The organism is Wenyingzhuangia gilva (assembly GCF_030519655.1).
In the GTDB taxonomy this organism is placed as follows: domain Bacteria; phylum Bacteroidota; class Bacteroidia; order Flavobacteriales; family Flavobacteriaceae; genus Wenyingzhuangia; species Wenyingzhuangia gilva.
Window position 1 is genome coordinate 202,081 of record NZ_JAUMIT010000005.1, and the last position, 16,787, is coordinate 218,867.

Here is a 16,787-nt window from a genome sequence, read left to right on the forward strand (position 1 = left end):
AACTTAAATTTTACATTTTAGACATCTTATTTTTAGGTCTACTTAGTCTAAAAAACAAACGAACCCTTTTGTGGTCTTTGTTTGTATCTGTTTTTCAGTGTTTTATGGTTTTTTAAGAATACATAAAAACCTTTAAAATAATACATAAACACCCCTTATGTAATACATGAAGTACTTTGTTCTAAATGATGAAATGATAATTTAGCATTGTTGGGTTGATATAATTATTCAATTCACAAAAAACACATTATTATTTTATGTGATACTCAATTTTGGTGATTTAAACTACTAGGTTGTTGAAATGATAAAATAAGATGTGTTGTTAACTGAACTCAAACTAAAAATTAAATCAAATTATTATGGGAGAACATCAATTACATGATTTTTTTAAAGCATCAGTGCTAAGAAAATACTTGTTACCGCTCTGTTTATTATTATCTATGGGATTTGTGCAAGCACAATCCAAAGTTGTCTGGGGTACCGTTACTGGACAAGACAACACCCCTTTATTAGGAGTTAACATTACGATTGTTGGACTTAACAAAGGAACAAATTCAGATTTTGATGGAAATTATCAAATAGAAGTAAGTCCTAATCAAATCTTACGTTTTGAATATTTAGGATATCAGGCTAAAGAAGTAACTTTTGATGGTTCATCTGTCATCAATGTAGTATTAAAAACCTCTACAGAACAATTAAATGAAGTAGTAGTAGTGGGTTATGGTACACAAAAGAAGAAAGTATCTACCGCAGCTACATCAGTAGTTGGTGGTGATGATATTGTGCAAACAGCTAGTTTAGGGGCTACAAGTGCTATTCAAGGACAAACAACAGGAGTTAGCATTAGCGCAAGTTCAGGTCAGCCTGGAGCAGCAATGGTTGTAAATATTCGTGGAGTTGGTACTGCCGGAAATAGTAATCCTCTATACGTGGTAGATGGAGTTGTAGTTGATAACGGAATTGATTATTTAGATTCTTCAATCATAGAACGTATCGATATTTTAAAAGATGCTTCTGCTGCTTCCATTTATGGTGCACGTGCTGCCAACGGAGTTGTGTTGGTAACTACTAAAAAGGGTAAAGACGGTAAAATGAACGTGTCTTTTAATAGTTATGCAGGTTTCCAACATGTATATAAAAAACTAGACCTTTTAAGTACTAAGCAATATGCTATGATTATGAATGAGGCTAGAGTAAACACAGGTTTGGCTCCGGCTTATTCTAACAGCCAAATTGCATCAATGTCTAATCACGATTGGCAAGATGATTTGTTTAACAACGGGGCATTAAAACAAAATCACTCTTTATTAATCTCTGGAGGTGATGAAAAAGCTACTTACTCAACAGGTCTTTCTTACTACGGTCAAGAAGGATTGATTGGAAGTAAAACAGGTCAGTCTGATTATGATCGTATTACGTTTACAGCAAACGCAACATATAATGTAATAAAAGATCATTTAAAAATTGGTGAAAATTTCTCTTTTGCTAACATAAACAGTAGCGGAGTTTCAGATGATGGAGTTTATAACAATTCTATTAGAGGATTTTTAAATGCACCACCAACCATGTCTGCATATGATGCCAATGGTAATTTTGCAGGTTCAAGTATTGCTTCAGACATTACAAACCCTTTAGGTAGTTTATACTACAATAACTTTAACGAAAATAAAATCAATCGTGTAGTAGGAAATGTATTTGCTGAAGGAAAATTCCTTAACGGATTTACTTTTAAAACAAGTTTCGGTGTTGATATTAACAACTCTAATTATCGTTCATTTTCTCCAATTTACCAATTGTCTACTGTAGGGTATAACACCGTATCATCGGTCACTCAAAGTGCAAACAATGGAACTTCATGGATTTGGGAAAATACGTTACAATATGATACCACTATTAATGATGTTCATAATATTAATGTTTTATTAGGTACTTCTGCTCGTAAAGGAGTTTATCAAGAAATGAGTGCTACTGGAAAGAACTTAATATTTAGCGATTTTAAACATGCTTACTTAAGTAACGCTACTGACAAGGAACAAAACACTGTTTCTGGAAAAAGAACAGATTATAGTATTCAATCATACTTTGGTCGTTTGTTATATGATTATGATAACAAGTATTTATTTACAGCAACTATCAGACGAGATGGTTCATCAGAATTTGGTGCTAATAATAAATACGCAATCTTTCCAGCATTTTCTGCAGGATGGAACTTAGATGAGGAATCGTTTTTTCCACAAAATGATATTGTAAGTAAATTAAAATTAAGAGCAAGTTGGGGACAAAATGGGAATGATCAATTCTCTAAAGCTTTTGCATATATGTCTACCATTAGTTCTTATGATAAAAATTATCACTTTGGAACAGGGGAATCAGAAATTCCTTTACAAACAGGTGCTAGTCCTGATGCCATTTCAAATCCTAATTTAAAATGGGAAACATCAGAACAATGGGATTTAGGTTTTGATGCTAAAATTTTTACTAGTTTAAATTTAACTTTTGATTATTACCACAAAACGACTAAAGATTGGTTAGTACAGGCAGCTGTTCCAGATATTGCTGGAGCTGATGCACCTTTTATTAACGGAGGAGATATTTTAAACAAAGGGGTAGAATTAGGTCTTAACTACAAAACAAGAGTTAATAAAGATTTATTTATTACTGTAAACGGAAATATTTCATTCAATAACAATGAGGTATTACGTATAGATAACGCAAATGGAATTATTTACGGAGATCCCAATTTATTGTTTCAAGGAATGGATGAAATGAACCGTGTGCAAGAAGGATATCCTATTGGTTACTTCTACGGATTAAAAACAAAAGGATTGTTTCAAAACCAAGCAGAAATAGATCAGTATGCTAAAAACGGAACGTTAATTCAGCCAAATGCAAAACCAGGGGATGTTCGTTTCTTAGACTTAAACGATGATGGTAAAATTGATCAAAATGATAAATCTATGATTGGAGATCCTAATCCTGATTTCCAATACGGAATTAATTTTACAGCTAATTATAAAGCGTTTGATTTTTCTGTATATACTTACGGAGTTGGAGGGAATCAAAATACTTTCGGAGTTCACGATTACTCAAGACCTTATAACAATTATACCACAAGAATTTTAAACCGTTGGACTTCAGAAGGAACGTCTAATACTATTCCTCGTGTCACTTATGGAACCACAGAAAACGGTAACTATAACAAGTTTTCAGACTTATATGTACAAGATGCTGGTTTCTTTAGAATTAAAGCAGTGAATTTAGGTTGTGACTTAGCAAAGTTAACAGATGGATTAAAAATGTTCTCTAAGTTTAGATTGTATGTTACAGCAAACAACTTGTTCACTTTTACAAATTACCAAGGAATGGATCCTGAAATTGGATTCGGAAACGTAAATCAATCGTGGGCAAGAGGGGTTGATGTAGGATTCTATCCTCAGCCAAGAACTTATTTATTAGGATTAAATGTTAATTTCTAAAAGCGAAAAAAATATGAAAAAATATACAAAAGCGCTATTAGTTAGTGCAATATTACTAGGAACATATTCTTGTTCAGATGATTTTATCAATAACGAACCATATACTGAAAAAGTAAAAGAAAATTTTTACACCACTCCTAAAGATGGATATCAAGGTTTGGTTGCGGTATATGATGCTTTGCAAAGAGAAGGATACGGAGGTTTTTTATTAACATCAGAAATTGCTTCTGACAACTGTTTCGGAGGTTTTGGAACAGCAGATGATCAAGTTACTTTAGATTGGGATAGATTTAAAAACAATGCAGATAGAGAAATGAATGCTCCAGTATGGAAAACTTGTTATCAAGGAATTTTCCGTGCAAACGTATTGTTAGAAAATTTAGACAATATTGATTGGGGAATAGATGCCGATTTAAAAACACAATATGAAGCAGAAGCTCGTTTTTTAAGAGCTCACTTTCATTTTGAATTGGCTAGAATGTTTGGTGATATTGTCGCTTTAGATCACACGATTACTGCAGATGAATTTGAAACACCAAGATCTTCAGCAGAAGATACTTATGCATTAATTGCCAATGACTTTAAGTTTGCAGCAGACAATCTTGGTAATGATAATTATTCTACGCCAGGAAACGTAAAATATGGTCGTATTACAAAATGGGCTGCTGAGGCTTACTTGGCAAAAGCATTTTTGTTTTACACTTCTTATTATAACAAAACAGATTTGGCAGGGGTTGTGTCAAAAACAGAAGCTATTACTTATATCAATGATGTGGTAGACAATAGTGGGCATGATTTAATACCTGAATTTAAAAATCTTTGGTTGGCAGCTTCATTAGATGAGTATGCGGGTGAAGGAAACACAGAAATTGTATGGGCAATTCGTTTTAATAGCTCTGGTAATGGTGATTGGAATTTACATGAAGGAAACCGTTTTCAAGTAAACATTGCACCAAGAGGAAGTAACATCGGGAACTATGCAAGTGGTTGGGGTGGAGCTACAGTAAATCCAGATTTATACAATGCTTATCAAATAGGTGATACTCGTAGAGACGCAACTATTATCGATTTTGCAACAGAGGGATTAAACTTTGATGCACAAGAAAGAGGTCAAAGACAATTTACAGGATATGCTTGGAAAAAATATTGTCCTATAACAAATGCTGCTGGTGATGGTATTGTTGCCGATGGTGGTGGAGATTTTCAAATTGACAATTACGAAGATTATGCAGTGATAAGATTTGCAGACGTACTTTTAATGGCTGCTGAATTAAACCTTGGAACCAATGATGTAATTGCTCAAGCAGATTTAGATAGAGTTAGAGAACGTGCTTTTGGAAACAATACAAATAATGTAACAGTAACTCAAGCTAGCATTATGAACGAACGTCGTTTGGAATTGGCTTTAGAAGGACAACGTTATTTTGATTTGATCAGACAGGGAGTCGACGTAGCAAAAGCTGCTATTGATAACTCAGGTGATGGAGCAGAGTTCGATGTTACTTTTAGAACAGTAACAAAAGGATGGTTTGCATTGCCTCAATCACAAGTTTTATTGTCTAACGGAACTATTAACCAAAACACTGGTTGGTAATTTTTAAAATTAATATTTATGAAAACTAAAATATACAATTTCATTTTAATCTGTATTTCAGCATTCAGTATTGCAGCATGTAATCCTGTTGAAGATCGTATAGATACACCAGATGTAAAGTACAATAAAGAAAATTTAGAATTTAGTGTAACTCAAAATTCTGCAAAGAATAATGAAGTTACCATGACAAGTAGTCAAAACGATGTGATTCCATTTTGGTCTTATACCAACAGCAATGGAGATGAGTTAGGACATTCTAATAAAAAAGTATTAGAGATTAACTTTCCATTTGCTGGAGATTACAATGTTTATTACACAGCATACACAAGAGGTGGAGCGGTAGAAGCAGATCCTATTGTTTTAAACGTAACTAGTAATGATGATAGCTACTTTAGTGCATCAGAATGGCAAATGTTAACCAATGGAGTTAATGGTAAAACTTGGGTATTAGACATGCAAAGTCCATTAGGTTTTGCGGGATTAGATTTTCCAAACAATCCTTCAGGTTCAGATTATTGGAATTGGTATCCAGATTATGCTGGAAATGAATGGTTGTTAGAAAATAAAGATTGGGGAGAAATGACTTTTGATTTAAACGGAGGATACAATGTATCTGTTACACAGACCTCTCCAGAAGCTGCAAGTACAGCTCAAACAACTAAAACAGGAACTTATTCATTTGATATTGATAATGATTTAATAATATTTAACGGAGGAGTTGGAATGTTATATGGTGGTAATGTAGATCAATTTAATGGTGTTAGCAATTGGGCAAAAATGCGAGTGTTAGAAATTTCAGAAACATCAATGCGTTTGGCAGTAGTTAGAGATCAACATGCAACAGAAGGTGTCGCTTTATTAGTATATCACTTTAAGCCTAAAAATTAATAGTTAATAGTTTTTCATTTTTTAAGTAACACCCATTCGAGTTTTATAGTCTCGAATGGGTCGTTATTAAAATTACTCCAATATCCCAACATGATTACAAAAATTCAAAAAATCAATCCTAGAAAAACTTTGTGTTTGCTTCTTTGTGTGTTTACTTTCTTGGTATTCACTATACAAAGTAATGCGCAACAAACTAGAAAGGAATCTTTCAATAAAAATTGGCAATTTCATTTAAATGATGAAATAGAAAATAGAGATAGTATTTCTAACAATACCTCATGGAGGTTGTTAAACTTACCTCATGATTGGAGCATAGAACAGCCTTTTGATAAAAACAGTCCAACAGGCGAAGGAGGAGGAGCACTTGCAGGAGGTCTGGGTTGGTATAAAAAGAATTTTACCATCTCTAAAAACAATCAAGATAAATTAACCTCTATTGTTTTTGATGGAATTTATGAAAACAGTCAAGTTTGGATTAATGGTCATTTTTTAGGAAAAAGACCTAATGGTTATATTGGTTTTGAATACAATTTAACACCGTATTTAAATTTTGGAGGTGAAAATGAATTATTGGTAAAAGCTGATAACAGCCATCAACCCAATTCAAGATGGTATTCTGGGAGCGGTATTTACAGAAATGTTTGGATAAAAACAACTGATAAATTACACGTAAATCAATGGGGGACTTTTGTAACCACACCATCTGTAAGCAAAGAAAAAGCAACAGTGCAAATTGCAGTTGAGGTTAAAAATGATCATCAGAAAAACAAAAAAGCAACGGTTAAAACTATCTTCTTTTTAGGGGATAAAGAAGTTGCAAGTACTGATGAAAACAAAATCAAGATTTCATCAAATAACAAACAAACATTAACATCATCAATTAACATTAGCAAACCAGCATTGTGGTCGGTAGAAAATCCAACATTATATGTGGCATTGACACAAATATGGTCTAAAGGAAAATTGGTTGACGAATATAAAACTACTTTTGGAATTAGGAGTTTCCGTTTTGATTTAGATAAAGGATTTATACTAAATAATAAGCAAGTAAAAATTAAAGGAGTTTGTTTGCATCACGATTTAGGTCCTTTGGGTACGGCAGTTAATACTAGAGCTATTGAACGCCAATTGCAGATTATAAAAGACATGGGAGTGAATGGAATAAGAACAGCTCACAATCCTCCCGCTCCTGAATTATTAGACTTATGTGATCAAATGGGATTTATTGTAATGGATGAATCTTTTGATATATGGGAAAAAAGTAAAACAGCTTTTGATTATGGAAATCATTGGGAAGCTTGGCATAAAAAAGATTTAGAGGATCAGATTTTAAGAGATAGAAATCACCCAAGTATTTTTATGTGGAGTGTAGGAAATGAGGTTCCAGAACAGTGGAGTGAAAGAGGAGCTGAAATTGGGAGAGAATTAAATGCAATTGTAAAGGCATTAGATACAACTCGTTTGGTTACCGCTGCTATGAATCCGCCTGTGCATGTGACTGACAAAAGTGTAACCATCCAATTTGAAGATACTGCAGATAAGCCAAATGCATTAGCAGGATCAGGAGCGTTAGATATTATTGGGTATAATTATGCGCATCAAACCTATGCTAAACACAAAACAAATTTTCCGAATATTCCTTTTATCGCTACAGAAACAACATCAGGATTACAAACAAGAGGTTATTATGAATTTCCATCAGATACCACAAAAGTTTGGCCAGTAAGATGGGATAAATTGTTTACAGAAGGAAATGATGATAATACCGTTTCAGCTTTTGATCAAGTAAGAACACCATGGGGATCTTTACACGAAACCACTTGGAAAATTATTAAAAAACATGATTTCTTATCAGGTTTTTATATCTGGACAGGTTTTGATTATATAGGAGAACCCACTCCTTATGTGTGGCCATCTAGAAGCTCTTATTTTGGAATTGTTGATTTGGCTGGATTTCCTAAAGATGTGTATTATATGTATCAAAGTGAATGGACAAACAAAAATGTTTTGCACCTATTGCCACATTGGAATTGGGATGAAAATCAAATGGTAGATGTTTGGGCTTATTACAACAATGCTGATGAAGTGGAATTGTTTTTAAACGGAAAATCATTAGGTGTAAAAAGTAAAGAAAATGAAGATTTACACATTATGTGGCGTTTTCCATATCAGTCTGGTACTTTAAAAGCTGTGTCTAGAAAAAACGGAAAAGTTGTTTTAGAAAAAGTAATAAAAACAGCAGATCAACCAGCTAAACTAAAATTATCGGCAGATAGATTGGAAATAAAAGCAGATGGAAATGACTTGTCTTTTATTACTGTAGATATTACTGATGAACAAAATGTATTGGCTCCAAGAGCTAATAATCAAATTTACTTTAGTGTAAAGGGGGCAGGTAAAATTGTAGGAGTGGCTAGTGGTGATCCAACCAATCACGAATCTTTTAAAGGAACACAGCATAGAGCTTTAAACGGAAAATGTTTGGTCATTGTTCAGGCTACCGAAAAAGCAGGGAAAATTGAATTAACTGCTAAAGCAGATGGATTAATTGAAAGTACAATAACGATAACAACAAAACAATAAAATTATTAAGATGAAAAAAGCAACGCTATTTCAAATAGGTATTGTTTTCTTTGGGTTTGTAGGTGTTTTTACAACACAAGCACAAATTCAAAATGAAGATTTATTAAACGCTCCAGTAGATGTTAGTAAAGATTTTGAAAACTATCAAAACACGTTTTATTTTGCAGATGAATTGGCTTCATTTGATCCTAAAACAGGAAAAGGAACGGTAAAATATAAAAGATACCAATATCAAACCCGTCAGGCATTTAACAATATGTTGGTAAAGCCAGATACGGTTGCTGCCAATGAATTTCCATCAACAGAATATGCTGCCTCACCAGAACTTCCGTTTCAAATTCAATTTGTGTCAGACAGAACGGTGCGCATCAAAATGGAATCAGGACCACAGTACAATCAACCAGAAGAATCTTTGATGTTGGTGAATGGAGTGGCTCCAAATCATCCTGAGTTATGGACATCAGCAAAAACAAAAAATGGTTACGAATATACCAATGCTAATGGTAAGGTAGAAATCAATACAAAACCATGGCATGTTAAAGTTTATGATGCAAAAGGAAAATTATTAACAAGCACATTACATAATAACGATTTACAAAATACTTACACTCCAGTATTACCTTTTTCTTATGTAAGAAGAAATAGCGATTATTCTAGAAGTTATGCTGCGGTAATGAGTTTGCAACCTGGAGAGAAAATTTTTGGTTGTGGAGAGTCTTTTACCAAGTTTGATAAACGTGGGCAAAAAGTAGTATTGTATACTGATGATGCCAATGGGGTTCAAAATGAAACCATGTACAAGCCTATTCCATTTTACATGAGTAGCCGTGGATATGGAGTGTTTATGCATACCTCAACGCCTATTACGGTAGATTTTGGAAAGTACTTTAACGGGGCTAACAAAATGATGATTGGTGATGATGTAGCAGATTTATTCATCTTTTTAGGAGAACCTAAAGATATTTTAGATGAGTATACCAATTTAACAGGAAAAGCAGAAATGCCTCCACTTTGGTCTTTTGGTTTTTGGATGAGTAGAATTACATATTTCTCAGAAAAAGAAGGTAGAGAGGTTGCAAAAAATCTTAGAAAATATAAAATTCCTAGTGATGTAATTCACTTTGATACAGGTTGGTTTGATGTTGATTGGAGAAATAATTACGAGTTTGCTTCTAAACGTTTTGAAGATCCGGTGGATATGATGGCGGACATGAAAGAAGATGGTTTTAAAGTGTGTTTATGGCAGTTGCCCTATTTTACACCAAAAAACACCCTGTTTAATGAAATTGTAGACAACGGGTTGGCGGTAAAAGATAGAAAAGGGAATTTACCATACGAAGATGCAGTGTTAGATTTTTCCAACCCAGAAACCGTTAAATGGTATCAGGCAAAATTAAAACATTTGTTAGATCAAGGAGTGAGCGTTTTTAAAGTTGATTTTGGTGAAGCTGCTCCATTAAATGGAATATACAAATCGGGAAGAACAGGTTTTTATGAACACAATTTGTTCCCTTTAAGATATAACAAAGCAGTTGCTGAAATTACCAAAAAAGAAAAAGGATACACTTTAATTTGGGCAAGAAGTACTTGGGCAGGTAGTCAACGTTATCCTTTGCATTGGGGAGGTGATGCCGCTACAACTAATACTGCCATGTCTGCAACTTTACGAGGAGGATTGTCTTTAGGTTTGAGCGGATTCAGTTTTTGGAGTCATGATGTTGGAGGATTTGTAACCAAATCTCCAGAAGGCTTATACAAAAGATGGACGCCATTTGGAATGTTAACCTCACATGTTAGAAGTCATGGTGAACCACCAACAGAACCTTGGGAATACAGCAAAGAATTTTTAAATAGTTTTAGAGATGCAGACAATATGCGTTATGAGTTAATGCCATATATCTATGCACAAGCCAAAGAAAGTTCAGAAAAAGGATTGCCAATGTTAAGAGCTTTATTTGTGGAATATCCAAATGATCCCGGTTCTTGGTTAATAGACAATGAATATTTATTTGGATCAAGCATGTTGGTTGCTCCATTATTTGAAGAGCAAACAGAAAGAGAAGTGTATTTGCCAGAAGGTACATGGATAGATTATCAAACTAAAAAAGTATATCAATCAGGTTGGCATACTATTAAAGCAGGTGATATTCCAATTGTGGTATTGGTTAAAAACGGGACTGTAATTCCTCATATAAAATTGGCTCAATCTACCAAAGATATGGATTGGACAAAACTTACTTTAAAAGTTTATGCCGATGAACAAACATCAACAGCAACAGGTAAAGTATATCTTCCTGAGGGGAAAAAATTAGAAACCATCACTTTGGAGAAAAAAGGGAATGAATTTAAAGTATTACAAAATCCTTTAGGAGCTACTTCTTTAAAAACAGAGTGGATTAAATAACTCCAAAATTAAAGGGTGATAAATGTTTTATAACCCTTTAATTTTTTAACACGAATTAAAAAAACATCAACATGATAAAAAAAACTATCCTTTATTTTTCTTTGGTAGCTACCATGCTTTCTTGTGCAAAGAAGTCATCAAAAGAAACTATTTTAACGTTGTCATCTCCAGGAGGTAATAATGTTGTTACTTTTGATCTATCTAACAATTCTCCAATGTATGCGGTAAAACATGGAGCAAAACAAATTGTATCTCTATCGCAAATGGGGTTTGTTTTTAAAGATCAAGATTCTTTAAAAAACAATTTTGAAATTGTGGGAACTAAAGAGTCTACCTATGACAATACTTGGACACAAGTTTGGGGTGAAAAATCAGAAATCAGAAATCATTACAACCAATTAACGGTTAATTTACAGGAAAAAGAAAATCAAAAAAGAAAACTAAATATTGAGTTTCGTGCATTTGATGATGGTGTAGCGTTCCGTTATGTTTTTCCTGAACAAGGAATTAAAGATAGTATTTTCATCATGGATGAATTAACGGAGTACAACTTAACAGAGGATGGTAATGCTTGGTGGATTCCTGCTTATAGAGAAAATAGATATGAGTATTTATTTACAAAATCGCCAGTAAGTACTTTAGATACTGTACATACACCTTTAACCATTGAGAATAAAGATTATAGTATCAGTATTCATGAAGCTAATTTGATAGATTTTGCAAGTACTACATTGGTAAACACCAAAGGAAGTGTTTTAAAAACGGATTTAGTGCCTTGGTCTGATGGCGTAAAAGTGAAAACAAAAGATAGTTTTACTACACCTTGGAAAACCATTCAGATTGGTGAAAAACCTACAGACTTAATTACTTCTTATTTGATTTTAAATTTAAATGAGCCTAATAAAATCGAAGATACAAGCTGGATAAAACCATTTACTTATATGGGAATTTGGTGGGGAATGCACATTGGAAAATATAGTTTTTGGGAAGGACCTATTCAGGGAGCAACTACCAAACATGCAAAGGAATACATTGATGCTACTAGTGATTTAGGAATAGATCATTTGTTAATAGAGGGATGGAACAAAGGTTGGACTCCTGCTTGGTATGAAAACCACATGCATATGTTTAGTTTTACTAAAGAGGCTGATAATTTTAATTTGGTTGAGGTCACAGATTATGCAAAAGAGCATAATGTTAGAATTATAGGGTATCATGAAACGGGTTCTAATTTAATTAACTACAAAAAACAAATTGATGATGCTTTTGCGTTGTATAATAAAGTTGGAATTCACGATGTGAAAATTGGTCATGTAGGGTCTAAATTAAATATGAAAGAATGGCATCACGGTCAATTTGGGGTGAATTATTTTAGATATGTACTTAAAAAAGCAGCGGATTATCACTTAACAGTTTTATATCACGAACCTATTAAAGATACAGGAGAACGTAGAACGTATCCTAACATGATGTCTCGAGAAGCCGCAAGAGGACAAGAATACAATGCTTGGTCTGATGGAAATCCACCAAATTATACAGCAACGTTACCTTTTACACGTTTGTTGTCTGGACCTATGGATTTTACAGCGGGTGTTTTAGATGTTGAGGTAAAACAAGGATATCCAGGAAGAAGAATACACAGTACAGCAGCCAAGCAATTGGCATTAACAGTGGTTGTGTTTTCTCCTATTCAGATGTTTGCCGATTTACCAGAGAATTATAAAGGTCAGCCTGCATTTCAATTCCTAAAAGAGGTGCCAACCAATTGGGAAGATACCAAGGTGCTGAATGGAGAAATTGGAGAATATATTACCACAGCAAGAAAAGATTTAAAAAGTGGTGATTGGTTTTTAGGAAGTTTAACAAATGAAAAAGCTAGAGATTTTGATGTTTCTTTAGATTTTCTAGAAGAAGGAGCTACTTACGAAGCTCAAATTTATGCAGATGCCAAAGGAACAGATGTAGATCATAATCCTACAGCAATTACAATTTCTAAGCAAAAAGTAACAGCTAAAGATCATTTAAATTTACATTTAGGAGCTAGTGGTGGAGCAGCAATCCGATTCAAAAAACTATAAAAAGAAACAACAATGAAGATAAAATATATATACCTATCAGTCATGGCAACAACCTTGTTAGTAACTTCTTGTAAAGAAACCAAAGCTGTAGTTGTTGAGGGAAATGTAAAAACAGAAACTTATAAAGGGAAGCCTATAACGCATCAATATGATACAGAAATAGACAACTTAATTTCCCAAATGACTTTAGAGGAAAAGTCAGGAATGTTACATGGTACTAGTATGTTTACCACAGCAGGAGTAGAAAGATTAGGGATTCCAGAATTAAAAATGGCCGATGGACCTTTAGGAGTTCGTGAAGAAATTTCAAGATATTCTTGGGCTCCGGCTGGCTTAGATAATGATTTTGCAACTTATTACCCTGCAGGAGGTGGTTTGGCTGCTACTTGGAACACAAAATTGTCTTACACTTTTGGAAATAGCGTTGGAGAAGAATCGAGAGCAAGAGACAAAGATGTGTTATTGTCTCCAGCCATTAATATTATTAGAACACCTTTAGGAGGTAGAACTTATGAGTATTTTACAGAAGATCCATTTTTAAATAAAAAATTAGCCGTTCCTTTTATTGTTGGTTTACAAGAAAATGATGTGGCTGCTTGTGTAAAACATTTTGTAGCAAACAATCAAGAAACCAATAGAGATTTTGTTGATGTTCAAATTGATGAAAGAACGTTACACGAAATTTATTTGCCAGCTTTTAAAGCAGCTGTTACCGAAGCAAACGCTTATAGCATGATGGGAGCTTATAATAAATTTAGAGGAGAATATCTATGTGAAAATAATGCCATGTTAAACGGTCTTTTAAAAGGAGATTGGGGATTTGATGGTGTAGTTATTTCTGACTGGGCTGCTGTTCATACTTCTGTAAATTCTTTAAAAAGCGGATTAGATGTAGAAATGGGAACTCCAAAACCTTTTAACGAATTCTTTTTGGCAGATCCATTAATTGCTGCGGTTAAAGCGGGAGAAATTTCTGAAGAAGAAATAGATAAACATGTAAAACGTGTATTGCAATTATTGTATACCGTAAAAAGTATGGGTGGAGAAACCCGTAAAAAAGGAAGCATTAACACAGAAGCACATTTTAAAGACGCATATGATATTGCAGCAGAATCTGTTGTTTTATTAAAGAATGATAAAAATTTATTACCTATAAAAACACAAGGCGTAAAGACTATTGCAGTTATTGGAGACAATGCAACAAAGAAAAATGCTTTGGGTGGTTTTGGTGCAGGAGTTAAAACCAAGAGAGAAGTTACGCCTTTAGAGGGATTAAAAAACAGACTTCCAGCATCTGTTAAGATTAATTTTGCTCAAGGATATTTAGAAAGATATGCTCCTAAAAAAGAAATGAAATTTGGTGAGGTAACTCAAGAAATCGCTCAAACTATTGATGAGTTAGATCCTACGTTGGTTAAGCAAGCTGTGGAAGCTGCTAAAAATGCCGATGTTGCTGTTGTTTTTGCAGGTTCTAACCGTGATTATGAAACTGAAGCATCTGATAGACAGGATTTAGAGTTGCCATTTGGTCAACAAGAATTGATAGAAAAAGTATTGGAAGTAAACCCAAATACCATTGTGGTAATGATTGCAGGAGCTCCTTTTGATATCAATAGTATAAAAGAAAAATCATCGGCTTTGGTTTGGAGTTGGTTTAACGGATCTGAGGGAGGAAATGCTTTAGCTGATGTGTTGTTAGGAAGTGTAAATCCATCAGGGAAATTACCTTGGACCATGCCTAAGAAAATTGAAGATTCTCCAGCGCATGCAACCAATAGTTTTCCAGGAGGAAAAACAGCTTCTTATGATGAAGGTTTGTTGGTAGGTTACCGTTGGTTTGATACTAAAAATGTAGCACCATTATATCCTTTTGGATTCGGATTGTCTTATACCTCTTTTGACATTAAAAGAGCTTCGGCTGATAAAAATGTTTATAAAGAAAATGACACGATTAATGTGATTGTAGAAGTTAAAAATACAGGGACTGTTGATGGTAAAGAAGTGGTTCAATTATACATGAGTAAATCAGATTCTAAAGTAGAACGTGCTGCTCAAGAGTTAAAAGGTTTTAACAAAGTAATGATAAAATCAGGAGAAACTAAAAACATAATTGTTTCTGTTCCTGTGAAAGAATTGGCTTATTACAATGTGGAGGCTAAAGATTGGGTAGTTGAAAAAGGAGAATATCTTTTAAAAATAGGTAATTCATCTAGAAATATTAGTCAAGAATTAATAGTGACTGTTCAATAAATCAAATTTTATGAGAAAAATTAAAAGCTATGTTTTATCGTTGATCATATTGTGCTTTACAACACTTGTATTTGCATCATGTGGGGAGAGTGATGAAACGGTAAAAGAAGAAGAAACACCAAAAGTTGCTTTGTCAATTTCTCCTTTGTCGTTAATGTTTGAAGCTGATGGAGGGGTCAAAAATTTTGATATTAAGGTTGATGAAATGACTACTTGGGAACTTTCAAATGATGCTAGTTGGATAACAATTACCTCTGTTTCTGGTGTTGGAAATGAGAATGTAACCATTCAAGTTGCAGCTAATGATGTTACGGCAAGTAGAACGGCCATTATTACAGTGGTAGCTGGTGAAAAATCGATAAATGTAACTGTTAATCAGGAGGCGGCTCCTGAAGAGGAATATGTTGTGGAAGGGATTCCAGCAGATGCAACTCAAATGAGTTCTATGAATTCTTTACAAGTAGTTTCTGACATGGGAATTGGATGGAATGTAGGTAATTCTTTAGAAGCTATTGGGAGCGAGACAGCATGGGGAAATCCGTTAATCACAAAAGATTTAATTGATGCAGTAAAAGCAGCTGGATTTAATACGGTTAGGATTCCAGTGGCTTGGAGTAAATTTTCGGATACAGAGAATTATACAATCAAGACTGAATGGATGGCAAGAGTACAAGAAGTAGTTGACTATGTTATTGATAACGATATGTATGCTATGCTAAACATTCATTGGGATGGTGGTTGGATGCAACCTACATATAGCAAACAAGATGAGGTAAATAAAAGGTTGACTTTAATGTGGGAGCAAATTGCTGTTAATTTTAGAGACTACGATTATCATTTATTATTTGCGGGAACCAATGAGGTGATGGTTAATGGAGATTATGGAACCCCAATAAAAGAATATTATACTGTTCAAAATAGTTTTAATAAAACTTTCTTAAATACCGTTAGAGCTACTGGAGGAAGAAATGCTTATCGTTATTTGGTGATTCAAGGATTTAATACCAATATAGATCATGCAGTAAACTTTGCCGTTATTCCAGAAGATACTGTTGAAAATAGAATGATGATGGAAGTACATTATTATGATCCTTATAATTTTACATTAAACGAATCTAATGATGATATATGGCAATGGGGAGCAAATGCTACCGATGCTGGAGCTACTGAAACTTGGGCAAATGAATCTTATGTAGACAGTCAGTTTAAAAAAATGAAAACCAAATTTGTTGATAACAATATTGGTGTTATTCTAGGGGAATATGGAGCGATTGCAAGAACCAATGTAGAGGGGCACAAAGCTTATAGAGAAACTTACATAAATTATGTTACAAAATCAGCCTTAGCACATGATATTGCCCCTATTTATTGGGATAATGGCTACACAGGAGATCATGCTTTTGGATTGTTTAATCGTGCAACAGCAACAGTTGCTTATCCTGATTTAATTCAGGCTATGATGAATACAGGTTTATCAAATTAAATTATGGAAATAAAATCATTAATGGAAGCTC

8 protein-coding genes are annotated in these 16,787 nt (G+C 33.8%); all 8 read left to right on the top strand.

From position 1 onward, the window contains the following. Positions 1-359 precede the first annotated feature (359 nt). Positions 360-3,476: a SusC/RagA family TonB-linked outer membrane protein gene (locus tag QVZ41_RS10925; RefSeq protein WP_302884611.1), complete on the top strand. Its 3,117-nt coding sequence runs from the start codon at positions 360-362 to the stop codon at positions 3,474-3,476. 13 nt (positions 3,477-3,489) lie between these two features. Further along, a complete protein-coding gene (locus tag QVZ41_RS10930) occupies positions 3,490-5,070 on the top strand; it encodes a RagB/SusD family nutrient uptake outer membrane protein (protein ID WP_302884612.1) in 1,581 nt (526 codons plus the stop codon). An 18-nt stretch (positions 5,071-5,088) separates the two neighbouring features. Beyond that, positions 5,089-5,958 carry a hypothetical protein gene (locus QVZ41_RS10935; protein ID WP_302884613.1) on the top strand — a complete coding sequence of 290 codons (870 nt, stop codon included), beginning with the start codon at positions 5,089-5,091 and terminating at the stop codon, positions 5,956-5,958. Between the two features lie 90 nt (positions 5,959-6,048). Beyond that, positions 6,049-8,541 (top strand): beta-galactosidase GalB, encoded by a 2,493-nt coding sequence (gene galB, locus QVZ41_RS10940; protein WP_302884614.1) that lies wholly within the window; start codon positions 6,049-6,051, stop codon positions 8,539-8,541. A gap of 10 nt (positions 8,542-8,551) precedes the next feature. Further along, a complete protein-coding gene (locus QVZ41_RS10945) occupies positions 8,552-10,945 on the top strand; it encodes a glycoside hydrolase family 31 protein (protein WP_302884615.1) in 2,394 nt (797 codons plus the stop codon). A gap of 71 nt (positions 10,946-11,016) precedes the next feature. Then, the gene (locus QVZ41_RS10950; protein ID WP_302884616.1) at positions 11,017-13,023 is read left to right on the top strand and encodes a glycoside hydrolase family 97 protein; all 2,007 of its coding nucleotides are present in this window, start codon (positions 11,017-11,019) and stop codon (positions 13,021-13,023) included. 12 nt (positions 13,024-13,035) lie between these two features. After that, the gene (locus QVZ41_RS10955; RefSeq protein WP_302884617.1) at positions 13,036-15,273 is read left to right on the top strand and encodes a glycoside hydrolase family 3 C-terminal domain-containing protein; all 2,238 of its coding nucleotides are present in this window, start codon (positions 13,036-13,038) and stop codon (positions 15,271-15,273) included. A 10-nt stretch (positions 15,274-15,283) separates the two neighbouring features. Beyond that, positions 15,284-16,756, top strand: coding sequence for a cellulase family glycosylhydrolase (locus tag QVZ41_RS10960; protein WP_302884618.1), 1,473 nt, complete (start codon positions 15,284-15,286; stop codon positions 16,754-16,756). Positions 16,757-16,787: the final 31 nt, after the last annotated feature.

Bases quoted from the DNA above. Each gene is read 5' to 3' on its own strand.
- QVZ41_RS10925 (WP_302884611.1), top strand. From the start codon at position 360: ATGGGAGAACATCAATTACATGATTTTTTTAAAGCATCAGTGCTAAGA.
- QVZ41_RS10930 (WP_302884612.1), top strand. From the start codon at position 3,490: ATGAAAAAATATACAAAAGCGCTATTAGTTAGTGCAATATTACTAGGA.
- QVZ41_RS10935 (WP_302884613.1), top strand. From the start codon at position 5,089: ATGAAAACTAAAATATACAATTTCATTTTAATCTGTATTTCAGCATTC.
- galB (WP_302884614.1), top strand. From the start codon at position 6,049: ATGATTACAAAAATTCAAAAAATCAATCCTAGAAAAACTTTGTGTTTG.
- QVZ41_RS10945 (WP_302884615.1), top strand. From the start codon at position 8,552: ATGAAAAAAGCAACGCTATTTCAAATAGGTATTGTTTTCTTTGGGTTT.
- QVZ41_RS10950 (WP_302884616.1), top strand. From the start codon at position 11,017: ATGATAAAAAAAACTATCCTTTATTTTTCTTTGGTAGCTACCATGCTT.
- QVZ41_RS10955 (WP_302884617.1), top strand. From the start codon at position 13,036: ATGAAGATAAAATATATATACCTATCAGTCATGGCAACAACCTTGTTA.
- QVZ41_RS10960 (WP_302884618.1), top strand. From the start codon at position 15,284: ATGAGAAAAATTAAAAGCTATGTTTTATCGTTGATCATATTGTGCTTT.